The 16,269-nt window shown below is 40.7% G+C and carries 18 protein-coding genes and 1 rRNA gene; 18 read left to right on the top strand and 1 reads right to left on the bottom strand.

Translation table 11 applies throughout. The annotated features are described in order from the left end of the window. The 12 genes from rrf to rsmI all read left to right on the top strand — a co-directional run. Nucleotides 1–104 (top strand): 5S ribosomal RNA (rrf, locus tag BW986_RS27880); the annotation flags it as partial. A gap of 209 nt (nucleotides 105–313) precedes the next feature. Continuing rightward, nucleotides 314–532, top strand: coding sequence for a sigma factor G inhibitor Gin (locus BW986_RS27885; RefSeq protein WP_081395831.1), 219 nt, complete (start codon nucleotides 314–316; stop codon nucleotides 530–532). Nucleotides 533–772: 240 nt separating this feature from the next. Further along, the gene (locus BW986_RS27890) at nucleotides 773–2,221 is read left to right on the top strand and encodes an aminotransferase class I/II-fold pyridoxal phosphate-dependent enzyme (RefSeq protein ID WP_076372918.1); all 1,449 of its coding nucleotides are present in this window, start codon (nucleotides 773–775) and stop codon (nucleotides 2,219–2,221) included. 39 nt (nucleotides 2,222–2,260) lie between these two features. Continuing rightward, nucleotides 2,261–2,902 carry a dTMP kinase gene (gene tmk, locus BW986_RS27895; RefSeq protein ID WP_076372920.1) on the top strand — a complete coding sequence of 214 codons (642 nt, stop codon included), beginning with the start codon at nucleotides 2,261–2,263 and terminating at the stop codon, nucleotides 2,900–2,902. 101 nt (nucleotides 2,903–3,003) lie between these two features. Next, nucleotides 3,004–3,333 (top strand): cyclic di-AMP receptor DarA, encoded by a 330-nt coding sequence (locus BW986_RS27900; RefSeq protein ID WP_063235895.1) that lies wholly within the window; start codon nucleotides 3,004–3,006, stop codon nucleotides 3,331–3,333. A 24-nt stretch (nucleotides 3,334–3,357) separates the two neighbouring features. After that, nucleotides 3,358–3,798, top strand: coding sequence for a YaaR family protein (locus tag BW986_RS27905; protein WP_076372922.1), 441 nt, complete (start codon nucleotides 3,358–3,360; stop codon nucleotides 3,796–3,798). Between the two features lie 8 nt (nucleotides 3,799–3,806). Further along, nucleotides 3,807–4,811 carry a DNA polymerase III subunit delta' gene (holB, locus tag BW986_RS27910; RefSeq protein ID WP_142244757.1) on the top strand — a complete coding sequence of 335 codons (1,005 nt, stop codon included), beginning with the start codon at nucleotides 3,807–3,809 and terminating at the stop codon, nucleotides 4,809–4,811. A gap of 1 nt (nucleotide 4,812) precedes the next feature. After that, complete coding sequence (locus tag BW986_RS27915; RefSeq protein ID WP_061440314.1) at nucleotides 4,813–5,643, top strand: PSP1 domain-containing protein; 831 nt, start codon at nucleotides 4,813–4,815, stop codon at nucleotides 5,641–5,643. Nucleotides 5,644–5,693: 50 nt separating this feature from the next. Further along, nucleotides 5,694–6,032, top strand: a complete 339-nt coding sequence (gene yabA, locus BW986_RS27920; RefSeq protein WP_370662572.1) for a DNA replication initiation control protein YabA — start codon at nucleotides 5,694–5,696, stop codon at nucleotides 6,030–6,032. 173 nt (nucleotides 6,033–6,205) lie between these two features. Next, nucleotides 6,206–6,949 carry a tRNA1(Val) (adenine(37)-N6)-methyltransferase gene (locus tag BW986_RS27925; RefSeq protein WP_076372926.1) on the top strand — a complete coding sequence of 248 codons (744 nt, stop codon included), beginning with the start codon at nucleotides 6,206–6,208 and terminating at the stop codon, nucleotides 6,947–6,949. Then, nucleotides 6,936–7,196, top strand: a complete 261-nt coding sequence (locus BW986_RS27930; RefSeq protein ID WP_076372928.1) for a GIY-YIG nuclease family protein — start codon at nucleotides 6,936–6,938, stop codon at nucleotides 7,194–7,196. The genes BW986_RS27925 and BW986_RS27930 overlap by 14 nt, the downstream gene beginning before the upstream one ends. Nucleotide 7,197: 1 nt before the next feature. Then, nucleotides 7,198–8,082, top strand: a complete 885-nt coding sequence (rsmI, locus tag BW986_RS27935; RefSeq protein WP_076372930.1) for a 16S rRNA (cytidine(1402)-2'-O)-methyltransferase — start codon at nucleotides 7,198–7,200, stop codon at nucleotides 8,080–8,082. Nucleotides 8,083–8,127: 45 nt separating this feature from the next. On the opposite strand, the gene BW986_RS27940 is transcribed toward rsmI, so the two are convergent. Then, entirely contained in the window at nucleotides 8,128–8,412 is a 285-nt protein-coding gene (locus BW986_RS27940) for a transition state genes transcriptional regulator AbrB (protein WP_048689982.1), read from the bottom strand. Between the two features lie 632 nt (nucleotides 8,413–9,044). Between BW986_RS27940 and metG the strand changes: the two genes are divergently transcribed. From metG to yabG, 6 genes are all read left to right on the top strand, one after another. Next, the gene (metG, locus tag BW986_RS27945; protein WP_076372932.1) at nucleotides 9,045–11,006 is read left to right on the top strand and encodes a methionine--tRNA ligase; all 1,962 of its coding nucleotides are present in this window, start codon (nucleotides 9,045–9,047) and stop codon (nucleotides 11,004–11,006) included. 209 nt (nucleotides 11,007–11,215) lie between these two features. Next, nucleotides 11,216–11,983 carry a TatD family hydrolase gene (locus tag BW986_RS27950; RefSeq protein ID WP_076372934.1) on the top strand — a complete coding sequence of 256 codons (768 nt, stop codon included), beginning with the start codon at nucleotides 11,216–11,218 and terminating at the stop codon, nucleotides 11,981–11,983. Nucleotides 11,984–12,262: 279 nt separating this feature from the next. Continuing rightward, entirely contained in the window at nucleotides 12,263–13,417 is a 1,155-nt protein-coding gene (locus BW986_RS27955; protein ID WP_260321019.1) for a G5 and 3D domain-containing protein, read from the top strand. A 189-nt stretch (nucleotides 13,418–13,606) separates the two neighbouring features. After that, nucleotides 13,607–14,170, top strand: coding sequence for a ribonuclease M5 (rnmV, locus tag BW986_RS27960; RefSeq protein WP_076372938.1), 564 nt, complete (start codon nucleotides 13,607–13,609; stop codon nucleotides 14,168–14,170). Next, nucleotides 14,163–15,041, top strand: coding sequence for a 16S rRNA (adenine(1518)-N(6)/adenine(1519)-N(6))-dimethyltransferase RsmA (gene rsmA / locus BW986_RS27965; protein WP_076372940.1), 879 nt, complete (start codon nucleotides 14,163–14,165; stop codon nucleotides 15,039–15,041). Before rnmV ends, rsmA begins: the two co-directional genes overlap by 8 nt. A 201-nt stretch (nucleotides 15,042–15,242) precedes the next feature. After that, entirely contained in the window at nucleotides 15,243–16,121 is an 879-nt protein-coding gene (gene yabG / locus BW986_RS27970; protein ID WP_076372942.1) for a sporulation peptidase YabG, read from the top strand. The last annotated feature ends 148 nt before the right edge of the window (nucleotides 16,122–16,269 follow it).

Genomic DNA, 16,269 nt, shown 5'->3' on the forward strand with positions numbered 1-16,269 from the left:
AGCGAAGAGGTCACACCCGTTCCCATTCCGAACACGGCAGTTAAGCTCTTCAGCGCCGATGGTAGTTGGGGGTTTCCCCCTGTGAGAGTAGGACGCCGCCAAGCCATTTAAAAAGATCAGCCATCCGGCTGGTCTTTTTTTGCATAATGCAAAGAAAAATCATTGGATATAAAGGGATTATCAATTAAGGAAACTTTTATAAAGACATACACGTATTGAAATTCCCCATCATACATTGTTAAAAGCATCCCCGGTTCTCTTAAACTATTTAAATTCATGTATGCGAACAATGGTTTTTGGGGAGAATGCAGGTATGGAGGTGGAGATGTTGGGGACAACAACAACCAAAACAACGGCAGGGGAAACGTGCGCGGTTTGTGAACAAATAAAAGGGATGGGAATACATCTATATACGACTTTTATTTGTGAGGAATGCGAAAGGGATATGATCGGCACGGATACGAACGATCCCAAGTACCAATATTACTTAAAGCAATTAAGAAAAATCACTAATCCTGAAATATTATCATGAAAAAATAGTGTGTGGAAAGTTAAAGAGTCAGAGAAAAAAGAAATGATGTGTTTCTTTAATCTCTGATTCTTTTTTTGGTACTTTAGAAGAATACTTGGCAACGTGCTCCCATGTTTCTGTATGTTCCCTCCAAACAGACTGTTCGGAGACGCATAATTGCCTTTCAGTCGACGCAATATGAGATAAAAATGAACTTATTTGATAAAATGAAAAAATACTATGATATGAGGGAAGAGAAAAATGAATCAATCACAGACACCGTTGTTCGATGCAATGAGTGCTTTTCATAAAAAAAGCCCAATATCTCTGCATGTCCCAGGGCATAAAAATGGATGGGTGTTTAATAAAAAGGGCCAAGCCTTATACAACCCCGTTCTTGGTATTGATGCCACGGAGATAAGCGGTTTAGATGACCTGCATGCTCCAGAGGGCGCCATTTTACAGTCCGAGCAACTACTCTCTGACCTATATGGGGTAAAGCGGAGTTATTTTTTGGTTAATGGGTCCACCGTAGGCAACATTGCCATGATTCTTGCTGCCTGCCGGGAAGGCGATAAGGTCCTTGTCCAAAGAAACTGCCATAAATCAATTTTACATGGATTGATGTTAGCGAATGTACAACCGATCTTTTTACAACCAGCTTATTATGAGAAATGGGGCATTGTTGGCGGTGTGGGATCAAAATTAATTGAAGAAGCTTTGAGTGTACATCCAGATGTAAAAGCCATCATTGTTACCTATCCTAATTATTATGGTCTTGGTGATGACTTGACGGAAATGGTAGGACTCGCACATCAAAAAGGGATTCCTGTGCTGGTGGACGAGGCACATGGCGCTCATTTTCAGTTAGGAAGTCCGTTTCCAAAGCCGGCAATTTTGGCAGGGGCGGATGCCGTTGTCCATTCAGCGCATAAAACACTGCCGGCTATGACGATGGGATCATTTCTTCATGTGAATTCATCCTTGGTTGATGTCGATCAAGTATCATTCTATTTACAAATGCTTCAGTCGAGCAGTCCATCTTACCCAATTATGGGATCGCTCGACTTGGCCAGGGCCTACTTAGCCGCTTTTACATCAGAAGATAAAATATCCCTTATTGAAAAGATATCAGACTTCAGAGCGGAATTAGGTGCCCTTCAAACAGTAAGGGTCCTGGAGGCGCCACTAGGCACCTTGGTAGACCCGTTGAAAGTGGTCATTCAATCAACAAATGGTTTAAGCGGGTTTGAATTACAGCAGCTATGTGAAGCCCAAGGCATTTTTACTGAATTGGCTGATCCTCATAATTTATTAATGATTTTACCCTTATTAAAAATGGGTACCGAATTTCCTTTTCATGAAATCGTTCAAACCATAAAAAGTGCCACTGAAGACAGAACTGGAAACAAGGAATCAGATCTCGGGGGCCTATGGCCTGATGGAAGGTCAATGACAGGACTTGAAATGCCATACTCCGTCATGAAGCAAAGTAAATCAAAATCTGTCACATTACGCAATGCAGTGGGTGAAGTATCTGCCGAGATGGTCATTCCTTATCCGCCGGGCATCCCTTTAATTATGTCCGGGGAAATGATTACTCCTGAGCATATATTCAATCTGAGGAGACTGCTGGAACTGGGATCAAGGTTTCATGGTGGTTCCGCCCTTTCAAACGGAGAATTGATCGTTTATGAAAGCGGGCATTAAAATGATATACTACAAACAAAGAACCTTGGAGGTACATCGATGAAACGTGGTATTTTTATAACAATGGAAGGGCCTGAGGGTGCCGGGAAAACAACAATTACCCAAATGCTTGGCAAGGCTCTGCAACAAGAAGGCTATCAAGTCCTATTAACGCGTGAGCCAGGGGGAGTTCCCATTTCGGAGCAAATTAGGGAAGTGATCCTTAATAAAGATAATACAGCCATGGACTCGAGAACAGAGGCTTTATTATACGCAGCAGCAAGGCGTCAGCATTTAGTGGAAGTAGTCATGCCTGAGTTGGAACGAGGGGGAATTGTCCTCTGTGACCGATTTATAGATAGCTCGTTAGCCTATCAGGGTCATGCAAGGGGTTTGGATATAGAAGAAGTTTATAATATCAATAAATTCGCAATTGGAGATATGATGCCAGATGCCACGTTCTTTTTTGATATCGAACCGGAAGAGGGATTGAGACGTATCCAGTCCAATGGGGAACGGGAAGTGAACCGTCTGGATCTTGAAGCCCTCGACTTCCATAAAAAAGTTCGTGAGGGGTATCAACTCATTATAAATAGATGGAAAGACCGTTTCATTATCGTGGATGCAGGCCGGACAATAGATGAAGTCCTAGAGGAAACGAAAGCCAGCTTGCTGAAATTTTTAGCGAAAGCAGGAAACTGAATATATAGGTTTCCATATTATTCAACCAATACTATTCCAGACAAGGACTAGTTGCTATAATGGAGTTAGTAAAAATTCAGAGTAACCGGAGGATGATGAGAATGAAAATGATCATTGCTGTCGTTCAAGACAAGGATAGTCATCGCCTGCTGAATGAATTAGTGGAAAATAATTTTGGAACGACCAAGCTAGCCAGCACTGGCGGGTTTTTAAAATCAGGTAATACGACTTTTATGATTGGCACAGAGGATGAACGTGTTGATAAAGCCATCCAGATCATCAAACAGAATTGTCAGTCACGATCCCAGTTAGTATCACCGGTTTCACCGATGGGCGGGAATGCCGAGTCCTATGTACCTTACCCAGTGGAGATTCAAGTAGGCGGTGCGACCATTTTTGTTCTGCCGGTTGAAAACTTTTTACAATTTTAACGGTTAGTTTCAGGGAGGTTCATTATGAAAATCAACCATGATATCCCTATTAAGCATAATAAATCGCGTCAGGATGCCAAGCAGTTTCAAACCGGAAATGGCAGATTTCAACAAATGGTCCAGACACAGGATCAAAAGATGCAAATCCAAACATTAAACCGTTTGATAGGCGATATTGAAGGGGCAGGTCAGCGCTTAGGAAGGTCACGCACTTTTAGGGAATTGGCAAAATATAAAGCATTGGTGAAACGGTTTGTTAAAGAAGCGGTTGAATATGGACTGGAACTGAAGCAATCCACGAGCTGGAACGAATATGGTCAGAGCAGACAGTTGAAAACGGTGGAAACGATAGATGTAAGATTAGTTGAGTTAAGTGAGGAAATCCTAAATAAAGAGAAAAGCTCGCTTGAAATATTGGAAATGATAGGCGAGATTAAAGGTCTTCTGATTAATTTATATACTTAAGTGAGTTGATGGTTTTGGATAAAACATGGCAGGACATGAGTCAAATTCAGCCGCAGGTAATGACGATGCTGCAAAATAGCATAACGAAGCAAAGGGTGGCCCATGCGTATTTATTTGAAGGGGAAAAAGGGTCAGGTAAGCAAGAGATAAGCAGTGCCTTTGCCAAAAGCTTACTATGTGAAGCCCCGACAGCAGGTTATGAGCCGTGCGAACTTTGTCGGAATTGCAAACGGATTTCAAGTGGGAATCATCCTGATGTCCATTTGATAGAAAGAGACGGTCTCTCAATAAAGAAAGAACAAATTAAGGGGCTTCAGGAAGAATTTTCGAAAAAAAGCGTAGAGGCAGATCGGAAGGTTTATATGATTGCCGATGCTGACAAAATGTCGGTGGGGGCAGCCAACAGTCTATTGAAATTTTTAGAAGAACCTTCGGCTGATACTGTGGCAATATTGATGACCGAACAGCTTCAGAGGATTCTGCCGACTATATTATCAAGGTGCCAAGTGATTTCGTTCAAGCCATTATCTCCTGAGAATGTGAAACGGAAGCTGATGGAACATGATGTAGAACCACAGCTGGCTTCGGTTATTGCACACATAACACAGAATGTGGAAGCCGGAATCGGGCTTAGTCATGATGAATGGTTTGTACAAGCTCAAAAAATAGTGGTAAAATTATATGAAGTGTTAAAACTTAATTCCTTGAAGGCATTGCTGTACCTTCAGACGGATTGGTTCACACACTTTAAAGAAAGAGAACAGGTTGACAGAGGTCTTGATTTGTTACTTCTTATATATAAGGATTTATTATACATTCAGTTGGACAAAAAGGACTTCGTTGTGTTCCAAAATAAACTGAAGGAATTTGAAACTCACGCTCTTCATCTTTCCCCAAGACGCCTTGCTGAACATATGGGTTGCATTTTGGAAGCAAAAAGGAAGCTGATGTCCAACACGAATCCACAGCTGTTGATGGAACAGCTTGTGCTGAATTTGCAGGAGGGATCATGATTTGTATGATGTTGTAGGTGTCCGTTTTAAAAAGGCGGGCAAAATATACTACTTCGATCCGGGTGAATTCGCTATTCCTAAGGACGATTTTGTAATAGTGGAGACTGTCCGCGGTGTTGAATTCGGTAAAGTCGTTACAGCCCGAAAACAAGTAGATGAAAACGATGTTGTCCTGCCATTGAAAAAAGTACTTCGGGTCGCTGATGCAAAGGATAAGCTGATTGTAGACGAGAACAAGGCGGCTGCAGAAGAGGCTTACTCTATATGTTGTCAAAAGGTTGTGGAGCATAAGCTGGATATGAAGCTGGTTGATGTGTCATATACTTTCGACAGAAATAAAGTCGTGTTTTATTTTACAGCGGATGGTCGCGTGGATTTCCGTGATTTAGTCAAAGATTTAGCTGCCATATTCAGAACTCGCATAGAACTGCGCCAAATTGGGGTAAGGGATGAGGCAAAGATGCTTGGTGGCATCGGGCCTTGTGGCAGAATGCTTTGCTGCTCCACATTTCTTGGAGATTTTGAACCGGTTTCCATCAAAATGGCGAAGGATCAGAATTTATCATTAAACCCTACAAAAATCTCAGGTTTATGCGGTCGATTGATGTGCTGTCTGAAATATGAAAATGATGAGTATGAAAGTGCGAAGGAAATGCTTCCTGATTTAGGTGAAATGATTAATACGCCTGGTGGCAAAGGCAAGGTAGTGGGGCTTAATATTCTAGAACGCGTACTTCAGATTGAACTAATCGAGCAAGAAAGAGTATTAGAGTATACTCTAGATGAGATTCTAAAAGAGGGAGCCGTTTCTATTCAAGCCACAGATTATTAAGGTGGTGGGAGAGCGTGGATAAGAAAGATATTTTTGAGTCGGTGACCAATATGGAAACCCAGATAGGCCAATTATATAAGCAGCTTGGAGAATTGAAGCAGAACTTGGCTGAGATCCTTGAGGAAAATCAGTCGCTCAAGCTGGAGAAAGAGCATTTGCGCCATCGGTTGGGCCTTGTGGAAGTCGAAAGTGCGCCTGCTGCAGTAAAGGTCAAACAAAAAGTGAAAAACCGTACAGCAAGTACGGACAAGGTTATGGATATCGGGGAAGGCTATGATAATTTAGCCCGTATCTATCAAGAAGGCTTTCATATTTGCAATCTGCACTTTGGCAGTTTACGAAAAGAAGGGGATTGCCTGTTCTGTTTATCTTTTTTGAACAAGAAGTGATAAAGGAATAATATAAAAGATGTTTCTTTTACGTGATAGATAGACCGTTTACAATATATAGTGATTCGGGGTCTGACGCATACTATGAGTCAGACCCCTTTTTGTACGATAGTAATGTAGAAGCATGGTCCCTAAACATGCTTTTTCGATACATGATTAGGAGGGTAACAGCAATGGTGGAACTTAAAGGCGATGAGCGCCTGGATTATCTATTGGCTGAGAATTTAAGGATCATTCAGAGCCCATCGGTGTTCTCTTTTTCATTAGATGCCGTTTTATTATCAAGGTTCGTAAATATACCGATCCAAAAAGGCAAAATCGTAGATCTTTGCTCAGGTAATGGGGTCATACCTTTACTGCTGAGTACAAGAACGAAAGGGACAATTACAGGTGTTGAAATACAAGAGCGGTTATATGACATGGCCCAAAGGAGCATGGATTACAATGGCGTATCCTCCCAAATCGAGATGATACATGGGGATATGAAGGAAATTCCAAAACAGATAGGGTATAGCAAATATGATGTCGTTACTTGCAACCCACCCTATTTCCCGACTCCATCTATCGAGGAAATTAACAAAAATGAGCACTTTGCAATTGCCCGACATGAAATAATGTGTAATCTTGAGGACGTCATGCGTGTCTCAAGCCAGTTGCTGCGTCAGGGTGGGAAAGCTGCATTCGTTCATAGACCGGGCCGTCTGATGGATATCCTGCATTTCATGCGGATGTACAGAATTGAACCGAAGCGGCTGCAATTCGTTTATCCTAAGAGTTCAAAAGAAGCGAATACGATTCTTATAGAAGGGATAAAGGACGGCAACCCTGATTTGAAGATTCTTCCTCCGCTTGTTGTATATAATGATCAAAATGAGTATAATCCGGAAATCAGAAGGATTCTATATGGAGAGGAATAAGCATTATTTTTATGTTTTGAAATGCAGGGACGGCAGCTATTATGCTGGGTATACGAATAATTTGCATCGTAGGATTGATGCTCATAATAATGGCAGGGGGGCAAAGTATACACGAGGCCGGACCCCGGTTGAACTGATTTATCATGAAATATTCGAAACACGGACATTGGCCATGCAGGCTGAATATAAATTTAAGCAATTAACAAGAAAACAAAAGCAAAAGTGGATGGCAAAGGAGGATACATGATATGTGGCAGCAAAAAAGTTTTGAAAAAGAAGGATTGGAGCCAGCTCTATATCTGGTTCCTACACCGATAGGAAACCTTGAGGATATGAGTTTCCGGGCTTTAAGAATCTTAAAGGAAGCGGATGTCATTGCTGCTGAGGACACGCGAAATACGAAGAAATTATGCAACTACTTTGAAATTTCGACACCTATCGTCAGTTACCATGAACATAATAAGGAATATAGCGGGAAGCAAATGCTAGAGAGGCTTCGATCTGGAGAGGTCATCGCATTGGTAAGTGATGCTGGTTTGCCGACGATATCCGACCCGGGATATGAACTGGTCAAAGATGCCATTGCCGAACAGTTCAAAGTCATCCCGTTGCCGGGGGCCAATGCTGCATTAACTGCATTGATCGCATCTGGTCTGATTCCGCAGCCTTTTTACTTTTATGGCTTTCTACAACGGGGAGCAAAAGAAAAAAAGCAGGAGCTGGAAAAATTAAAAAAAATGGAATCGACTTGGATTGTCTATGAATCGCCACATCGATTGAAAGAAACATTGAAACATATGCATGAAATTTTAGGTGACCGCCGTATAGTATTATGCCGCGAATTAACCAAGAAATTTGAAGAGTTTATTCGAGGGACTGTGAGTGAAGCATTGACGTGGGCGATGGAATCTGAAATTCGCGGTGAGTTCTGTTTAATAATTGAAGGTGGGCAATGGTCGGAAGATGAACCTGAAGAAGCTTGGTGGATGGCCCTTGACATCGTCGGTCATGTTAATCATTATATAGAAACCAAGCAGTTCACTTCAAAGGATGCAATCAAGCAGGTCGCAAAAGATCGCAATATGCAAAAACGTGATGTATATCAAGCGTATCACATTGATATACCAAAATAATAAACATAAAAAAAACTTCCGAAGACCGGAAGTTTTTTTTATCATTTATTTAGAAGCAGTGAAGTTTTGTTGAATTTCTTGAATAAGTAATTCTGCACCTTCACGACTAAGGATCAATTTACCATTAGCAAGTGTAAGGTTGTTATCGGAAACTTCACCTGTAACTTGGCAAGTCATGTTTGGTTTGTATTTTTTCAAGATGATGCGCTCATCATCAACATAGATTTCAAGAGCGTCTTTCTCAGCGATACCCAATGTACGACGTAGTTCGATTGGAATAACCACCCGGCCTAACTCATCAACTTTACGAACAATACCTGTAGATTTCATTTATAAAATTCTCCTCTCAGTTACAATCTAGTACCCTATTTCTATTTTTTTCGCCAATATTCGACAAATTTTTTTATAAATTTATAATACCAGCCATTCCCAAATTCGTCAATGATTTATTTTCATTTTTTTGTAAGAAATAGCATGGCTCTTTTCGTGTAACAAAAAGGCTTTTAAAGAGAAAAAATCGGTTATGTCTTTAAAAGTGAAGAAATAGCAGGATACAAAGAACTACTAACTTCACCACATTTCGACAAAGTATGCATATAAAAACATACTTTACTATTATATGATTAAATATAATTTAGTTTCAAAACAAAAGTTCTGAATTAAGGGTAATTTTCTGAAAAAGTTTATGAATATGTGAGTTGTTGCACAAAAAAAGAAATTTAGGTATATTTTGTTGAGGTAAGAGGTAATGCTGTCATAAGGGAAGTTCACTTCCGTACCCCTATTGTTAAAATGAGATTAAACTTATATTTTTTTAATTCTATTAACATGATGATTAGATTAGTGTTTATTGTCGCGCAGAATTGTATATAGCGTTAAAATAGAGATAATAGCTTAAAATATATTCTTATGGCTTGGGCCAGTCCCATAGCCGGTTTTTCAAATGATGAGGAGGGAACGAAGTGCAAGATAAATTAAAGACATTCTATATCACGACACCCATATATTATCCGAGTGGTAATTTACATATAGGGCACGCGTATACGACAGTGGCAGGGGATGCCATGGCTCGTTATAAAAGGATGCGTGGCTTCGATGTCATGTATTTAACAGGAACTGATGAACATGGTCAAAAAATCCAGCGTAAAGCGGCTGAGGAAGGAGTCACTCCTCAGCAATATGTAGATAATATCGTATCAGGGATTAAAGAGCTCTGGGAAAAGCTTGATATTTCATATGATGATTTCATCAGGACTACGGAAGATCGCCATAAAGAGGTCGTAGCCAAGATTTTCAAAAGGCTATTGGATCAGGGTGATATATATTTGGACCAATATGAAGGATTATATTGTACACCTTGCGAATCTTTCTTCACGGAACGTCAGGTGGAAGAAAGCAATGGAAACTGTCCTGATTGCGGCAGGCCTGTTGAAAAGGTGAAAGAGGAATCTTATTTCTTTAAGATGAGTAAATATGCGGATCGGTTACTGAAGTTTTATGAGGAAAACCCGGATTTCATTCAACCGGAATCCCGCAAAAACGAAATGATCAATAACTTCATCAAGCCTGGATTGGAAGATCTGGCCGTTTCCCGTACTACTTTCGATTGGGGCATCAAGGTGCCGGGAGATCCAAAGCATGTTATTTATGTATGGATTGATGCATTGACCAATTATATAACGGCATTAGGGTATGGAACGGACAATGATTCTAAGTACTTGAATTATTGGCCTGCCGATGTACATCTGGTCGGAAAGGAAATCGTTCGTTTCCATACAATCTATTGGCCGATTATGTTAATGGCTCTTGATGTGCCGCTTCCAAAGAAAGTCTTTGCCCACGGATGGCTCCTCATGAAAGATGGTAAAATGTCGAAATCAAAAGGGAATGTAGTGGATCCCGTTACATTGATTGATCGTTACGGTTTGGATTCCTTACGCTACTACTTATTGCGTGAAGTACCTTTTGGTTCAGATGGAGTATTTACACCAGAAGGGTTTGTGGAACGGATCAATTTTGACCTGGCAAATGATTTAGGGAATTTATTGAATCGAACAGTTGCAATGGTCAATAAGTATTTTGATGGTGTGATTCCAAATTACGAAGGATCCAATGGCGAATTCGAAAAGGCTTTGCTTGAAATAAACCAAGATACGGTAGGCAAGTATGAGGAAGCAATGGAAAACATGGAATTTTCAATTGCACTAACATCCATTTGGCAACTCGTGAGCAGAACTAATAAATTCATTGATGAGACCCAGCCATGGACTCTTGCTAAAGATGAATCAAGGAAAGAAGACCTTGCTGGTGTCATGGTTCATTTGGCGGAATCATTGCGCAGGACGGCAATACTTTTGAAACCGTTCTTGACGCAAACACCGGAAAAAATCTTTGCTCAGCTTAGCATCAAAGATGATGTGTTAAAATCCTGGGACAGTTTAGCGGAGTTCGGTCAAATTCCTGCTGAAACAAAAGTCTTGAAGGGAGAGCCGATCTTCCCTCGTCTGGATATGGAAGAGGAAGTTTTATATATTAAAGATCAAATGCAGGGTGGCGCCCCCAAGGTTGAGGAAAAAGTAGAAGAGACGATTCCCGAAGTTGATGAAATCACTATTGATGACTTTACAAAAGTGGAGCTTCGTGTTGCTCAGGTCATGGAAGTTGAGCCTGTGAAGAAGGCGGATAAGCTTCTTAAACTTCAGCTTGATTTGGGGTATGAGAAACGCCAGGTCGTATCAGGCATTGCACAGCATTATAAACCCGAAGATTTAGTAGGCAAAAAAGTGATATGCGTAACAAATTTGAAACCTGTTAAACTTCGTGGCGAGCTCTCTCAAGGAATGATTTTGGCGGGAAGCCAGGATGGTGTGCTCTCAGTCGCTACAATAGATTCATCGATTCCTAATGGTTCAAAGGTGAAATAAACCGATGAAAACATAAAGGTGTTTCATATGAAACATTTTTATGTTTTTTTCTTTATACTTTTGGAAAAAGTAATTCAATACAGGTTTAGTTTTTGGTTCTGCATTTAGTTGTTGGGCATATAGGCTTCTTTGTAATCTTTTTGTTACCTAAATGTGAAACATAAAACTTTCATTTTCTAATAAAATAGTGCTAGAAAGGAAGAAAAATAATGTTATTTGACACACACGTACATGTTAATGCGGAACAATTCAACGAGGATCTCGAAGACGTAATAGATAGAGCCAAGGAAGCAGGAGTCAATAATATGGTAGTCGTTGGTTTTGACCGGCCTACTATTATAAGGGCAATGGAATTAATAGAAGCTTATGATTTCATGTATGCCGCGGTCGGATGGCATCCTGTGGATGCTATAGATATGACAGAAGAGGATTTACAATGGATCGAGGAATTATCCAATCATCCAAAGGTTGTGGCCATTGGTGAGATGGGCCTGGATTATCATTGGGATAAATCACCGAAAGATGTTCAAATGGAGGTGTTCAGGAAGCAGATCCGATTGGCAAAAAAGGTGGGACTGCCCATTATCATCCATAATCGGGAAGCGACCGCGGATATCGTGAACATACTCAAGGAAGAAGAGGCATCAATGGTTGGGGGCATCATGCATTGCTTTAGCGGAAGTGCAGAAACGGCTTTGGAGTGCATCAATATGAACTTTTATATTTCATTGGGTGGCCCTGTGACCTTCAAGAATGCAAAAAAACCAAAGGAAGTGGCAGCAGCCGTACCTTTAGACCGTTTACTGATAGAGACCGATTGTCCATACTTGGCTCCCCATCCTTATAGAGGGAAGCGTAATGAACCTTCGTATGTGAAGCTTGTTGCTGAACAAATTGCAGAAATCAAACAACTCACATTAGAGGAAGTTTCCCAGGCAACAACGGAAAATGCCAAGAAATTATTCGGCATTAACTGACATTTTTTTTTACAATATCTCCCGGGATTCACTAGCTAAAATTGAATTTTTTTAAGGTTTCTACAAATTTCACTCCTACTATAGGTTTATTATGTCGAGAAGTCGCCCTTTCCTTTTCAATATGAAATATGCATAATAGGTAGTAATTTCCTGAATGAGAAGTGAATGGGTTGACAGCTTGATAACTAAGTCTATATAATCACCGGGAGGAAGGAGGAGTTTTTCATTCTATTAAAAACTATGAAAAACCTTATTCCCAAACCTTTTGGGAAGAAGAGGATGGCAATTGCCATTTGCAGTGCTATTCTTGTTTCTACAGCATTGGGAATATTGATATATCAAGGAACAAAGGATACAGTAACAATCATGCTAGACGGAAAAAAAGAGGTAGTGCGTACACACGCGGCTACTGTAAATGATATGTTGGAAGATTTAGAGATTACCGTTAAAGCTGCAGACTATGTCCACCCATCTAGAGCCACCAAGGTTGATGATGATTTAGAGGTGGTTTGGAAGCCTGCACAAAAAATCGTCATGGTACAGGATGGTAAGACGAAGGATGTTTGGTCCACTGCCGATACGGTAGATGAACTTTTAAAAGACCAAAATCTTAGGGTGAAGGAACAGGATAAGATCACCCCTTCGAAAAATACGAAGCTGAAAGCGAATATGGAAGTTGCCATAGACAAAGCCTTTTCACTGAAATTAGTGGTAGGTGGAGACGAAAAGCAGGTATGGTCAACTTCGACTACTGTCGCTGACTTTTTAAAGCAACAAGGAGTAAAACTCAATGATTTGGATCGAGTTGAGCCGGAATTAACCGAAAAAGTTGAAGCTGAGAATACGGTAAACGTAGTTCGAATTGAAAAAGTCACCGATGTAGTGGAAGAACCAGTTGACTTTGCTGTCATAACTAAAAAAGATGACTCTTTATCAAAAGGGAAAGAGAAAATTGTCAAAGAAGGAAAAGATGGACTCATTTCCAAAAAATATGAAGTTGTTAAGGAAAATGGCAAAGAGGTTAAAAGAGAATTACTTTCAGAAAAAGTAGTTAATAAAAAGCAGGATAAAGTTGTAACGGTCGGAACTCGAACGACGGTTGCCCAGGCATCACGCGGAGTAACTAACGTTAGTTCTTCAAGCGGAAAAGAAATATACGTATCATCAACAGCTTATACTGCCAGTTGTAAGGGCTGTTCCGGTGTCACGTCCACAGGCGTGGATCTAAAGAGTAATCCGGGTGCCAAAATCATCGCTGTCGATCCAAACGTAATTCCTATGGGATCGAAAGTATATGTAGAGGGCTATGGCTATGCAGTAGCTGCTGACAAAGGCGGAGCAATAAAGGGAAATAGGATTGACGTCTTCTTTTCTTCAAAAAATGATGCCTATCGCTGGGGTGTAAAGAGGGTAAAGGTTCGTGTATTGGACTAATAAGGTTTCTCTCGCAGGAGATGAATTCGTCTCCTGTTTTTTGCGTTTTATTTTCCATTTGTTGAAAAACCCTATGTAAAACTGTTTTAATAAGATAGACGTCTCACATAAGGTTTCAATTACGGGGGACCGGTTACGTTTATCCAAGAGCTAATCAAAGCGTTTGCGCTTTTCTGTATGGAGGAAACCATGAAAAAGATTAAAGAAATTATTGTTGTAGAAGGAAAAGACGATACGGTAGCGATAAAAAGGGCTGTTAATGCTGATACAATAGAAACCAACGGTTCCGCGGTGAATGAGTCTTGTATTGAGCAGGTGAGGCTTGCACAAAAGACACGTGGAGCCATCATTTTCACAGACCCTGATTTTCCAGGCCAAAAAATCAGGAATATCATTTCAGAACAAGTAAAAGGCTGTAAACACGCCTTTTTAACGAAGAAGGAAGCCCTTCCTAAGGCAGGTAGAGGAATTGGTGTGGAGCATGCTTCTCCTGAGGCAATTCGTAATGCTTTAAAGGATGCCCAATTAATGGATGAAGAGGCTTCAGAAGAGATTTCACAGCAGGATTTAATAGATGCAGGTTTAATCGGGGGATCCGGTGCCAAGGAACGAAGGGAAAAACTTGGATCTATTTTAAAAATCGGGTTTACCAATGGTAAACAGTTATATAAGAGACTAAAAATGTTCCAAATATCGACTGAGGCTTTTGAGAAAGCGATGGTACAGATAATTCAGGAGGAAAAAAATGAATAAGGATATTGCAACCCCTGTCAGAACGAAAGAAATATTAAAGAAATATGGATTCTCCTTTAAAAAGAGCTTAGGCCAGAACTTTTTAATCGATACGAATATCTTGAAACGTATTGTTGAACATGCCAATTTAACTGAGGAAAGCGGCGCCATCGAAATTGGGCCAGGAATAGGGGCATTGACGGAACAACTAGCGAAAAGCAGCAAAAAGGTTGCTGCCTTTGAGATTGATCAGCGTCTGCTGCCCATCTTATCGGATACACTGTCTCCCTATAACAATGTAAACATCATTCACGGGGATGTTCTCAAAGCTGATGTCAAAAAGGTCATCGAGGAGGAATTTGCTGGCTTTTCGGACCTGATGGTTGTTGCAAATCTGCCATACTATGTCACGACACCCATCATTTTAAAGCTATTGTCCGAGGACCTGCCCATTAGAGGCATCGTCTGCATGCTGCAAAAGGAAGTGGCTGATCGAATTGCCGCAAAACCTGGGACAAAGGAATACGGTTCTTTATCCATTGCCATTCAATATTATACTGAAGCTGAAACAGTGATGATAGTACCTAAAACGGTATTCATGCCTCAGCCTAATGTTGATTCAGCTGTAATCCGTCTTACAAGGCGCGTGAAGCCGATCGTCGAGGTCCTGGATGAGGGTTTCTTCTTCATTGTGACCCGGGCGAGCTTTGCCCAGCGTCGGAAAACGATTTTAAATAACTTAACCAGTCAGCTGCCAGATGGTAAATCGAAAAAAGAACTTATACTTGCCGCTCTCGAAGCCGCGGAAGTGGATCCTTCCAGACGGGGGGAAACGCTGAGCATCGAAGAATTTGGCCGCTTAAGTGATGCATTATTGCCGAATTTCAAATAAAGGAAATGTGAAGGATTCAAGTCGGAATGGGGTCAATCCCAGCTTCCGGCTTTTTTTATTTTGAAATTGGCCAACCATGAGGAAACATACCTGAAAATGTAATCAATACCTACCTTTCACCATTCAAGAATGGTTCGCATAACTTAAGAATGAAAATAAACTAGGGCGGGCTGAAAATAAGTCTTCTCATGGGGTGGGGCCATGAATATTCAAATAAACGATATTGTTGGTCGGGTTTCTTATAAATGCGACGTGTTGTTTCGGGTAATCGATATCCGTGATATTGACGGAAGACGTCAAGCTGTTCTTTATGGGGAGGATATCCGACTGATTGCAGATGCACCTTTTCAAGATTTAATGATCATTAATGATAATGAAAGAAATAATCGACAAAGGTCGAATGAGGTACTTCAAGAACAATCTTACCGCTTATTAACACAAGATCTAGAGCTGCAACAACAAAAAAATGGCTATCAATCCAGTAATGGTTATCGGTACAGCGGTGAATATTTTCAGATACCAGGGAGGGTCCTCCATGTTGATGGGGATGCATCTTACTTAAGGAAATGCATGGATCTATATCAGAAATTCAGTATTCCGGTCAATGGCATCTATTGCAATGAAAAGGAAATGCCCCAAAGAATCGGGGGGTTGTTGGACCATTATCGGCCGGACATTCTTGTTGTAACCGGTCATGATGCCTATTCAAAATCAAAAGGGCCGATATCCGATATTAATGCCTACCGTCACTCAAAGGATTTTGTACAGACGGTTAGAGAAGCTCGAAGGAGGGTTTCTAATTTAGACCAACTGATTATATTTGCCGGGGCTTGTCAGTCGCATTTTGAATCGCTGATCCAAGCGGGGGCAAATTTTGCAAGTTCTCCTTCCCGTGTTAATATACATGCTCTTGATCCGGTATATATCGTCGGAAAGATAAGCTTTACGCCTTTTTCCGATCATATTCATGTATGGGATGTGCTTAGGAATACATTAACTGGAGAGAAGGGCTTGGGGGGAATTGAGACAAAAGGGGTGTTACGGACCGGTTTGCCTTTCAAGCCATTTCAGGAAGAATGAACGAGCTGCATTTTGAAAGAATGCAGCTTCCTTTTCGTGAGTAAGAATTCGGATATCGTCAAAGAAAAACTGGTTTTTTGTTGAGTAATGTCATTAGGTAATATTTTAAATACGAAAATTCGGCTTAATAGATAATGAAATAGTTCGT

Source organism: Peribacillus simplex, assembly GCF_900156045.1.
GTDB lineage: Bacteria > Bacillota > Bacilli > Bacillales > DSM-1321 > Peribacillus > Peribacillus simplex_D.

Coding starts and splice junctions, on each gene's coding strand:
- BW986_RS27885 (WP_081395831.1), top strand. CDS start 314: ATGGAGGTGGAGATGTTGGGGACAACAACAACCAAAACAACGGCAGGG.
- BW986_RS27890 (WP_076372918.1), top strand. CDS start 773: ATGAATCAATCACAGACACCGTTGTTCGATGCAATGAGTGCTTTTCAT.
- tmk (WP_076372920.1), top strand. CDS start 2,261: ATGAAACGTGGTATTTTTATAACAATGGAAGGGCCTGAGGGTGCCGGG.
- BW986_RS27900 (WP_063235895.1), top strand. CDS start 3,004: ATGAAAATGATCATTGCTGTCGTTCAAGACAAGGATAGTCATCGCCTG.
- BW986_RS27905 (WP_076372922.1), top strand. CDS start 3,358: ATGAAAATCAACCATGATATCCCTATTAAGCATAATAAATCGCGTCAG.
- holB (WP_142244757.1), top strand. CDS start 3,807: ATGGTTTTGGATAAAACATGGCAGGACATGAGTCAAATTCAGCCGCAG.
- yabA (WP_370662572.1), top strand. CDS start 5,694: ATGGAAACCCAGATAGGCCAATTATATAAGCAGCTTGGAGAATTGAAG.
- BW986_RS27925 (WP_076372926.1), top strand. CDS start 6,206: ATGGTGGAACTTAAAGGCGATGAGCGCCTGGATTATCTATTGGCTGAG.
- BW986_RS27930 (WP_076372928.1), top strand. CDS start 6,936: ATGGAGAGGAATAAGCATTATTTTTATGTTTTGAAATGCAGGGACGGC.
- rsmI (WP_076372930.1), top strand. CDS start 7,198: ATGTGGCAGCAAAAAAGTTTTGAAAAAGAAGGATTGGAGCCAGCTCTA.
- BW986_RS27940 (WP_048689982.1), bottom strand. CDS start 8,412: ATGAAATCTACAGGTATTGTTCGTAAAGTTGATGAGTTAGGCCGGGTG.
- BW986_RS27950 (WP_076372934.1), top strand. CDS start 11,216: ATGTTATTTGACACACACGTACATGTTAATGCGGAACAATTCAACGAG.
- BW986_RS27955 (WP_260321019.1), top strand. CDS start 12,263: ATGGCAATTGCCATTTGCAGTGCTATTCTTGTTTCTACAGCATTGGGA.
- rnmV (WP_076372938.1), top strand. CDS start 13,607: ATGAAAAAGATTAAAGAAATTATTGTTGTAGAAGGAAAAGACGATACG.
- rsmA (WP_076372940.1), top strand. CDS start 14,163: ATGAATAAGGATATTGCAACCCCTGTCAGAACGAAAGAAATATTAAAG.
- yabG (WP_076372942.1), top strand. CDS start 15,243: ATGAATATTCAAATAAACGATATTGTTGGTCGGGTTTCTTATAAATGC.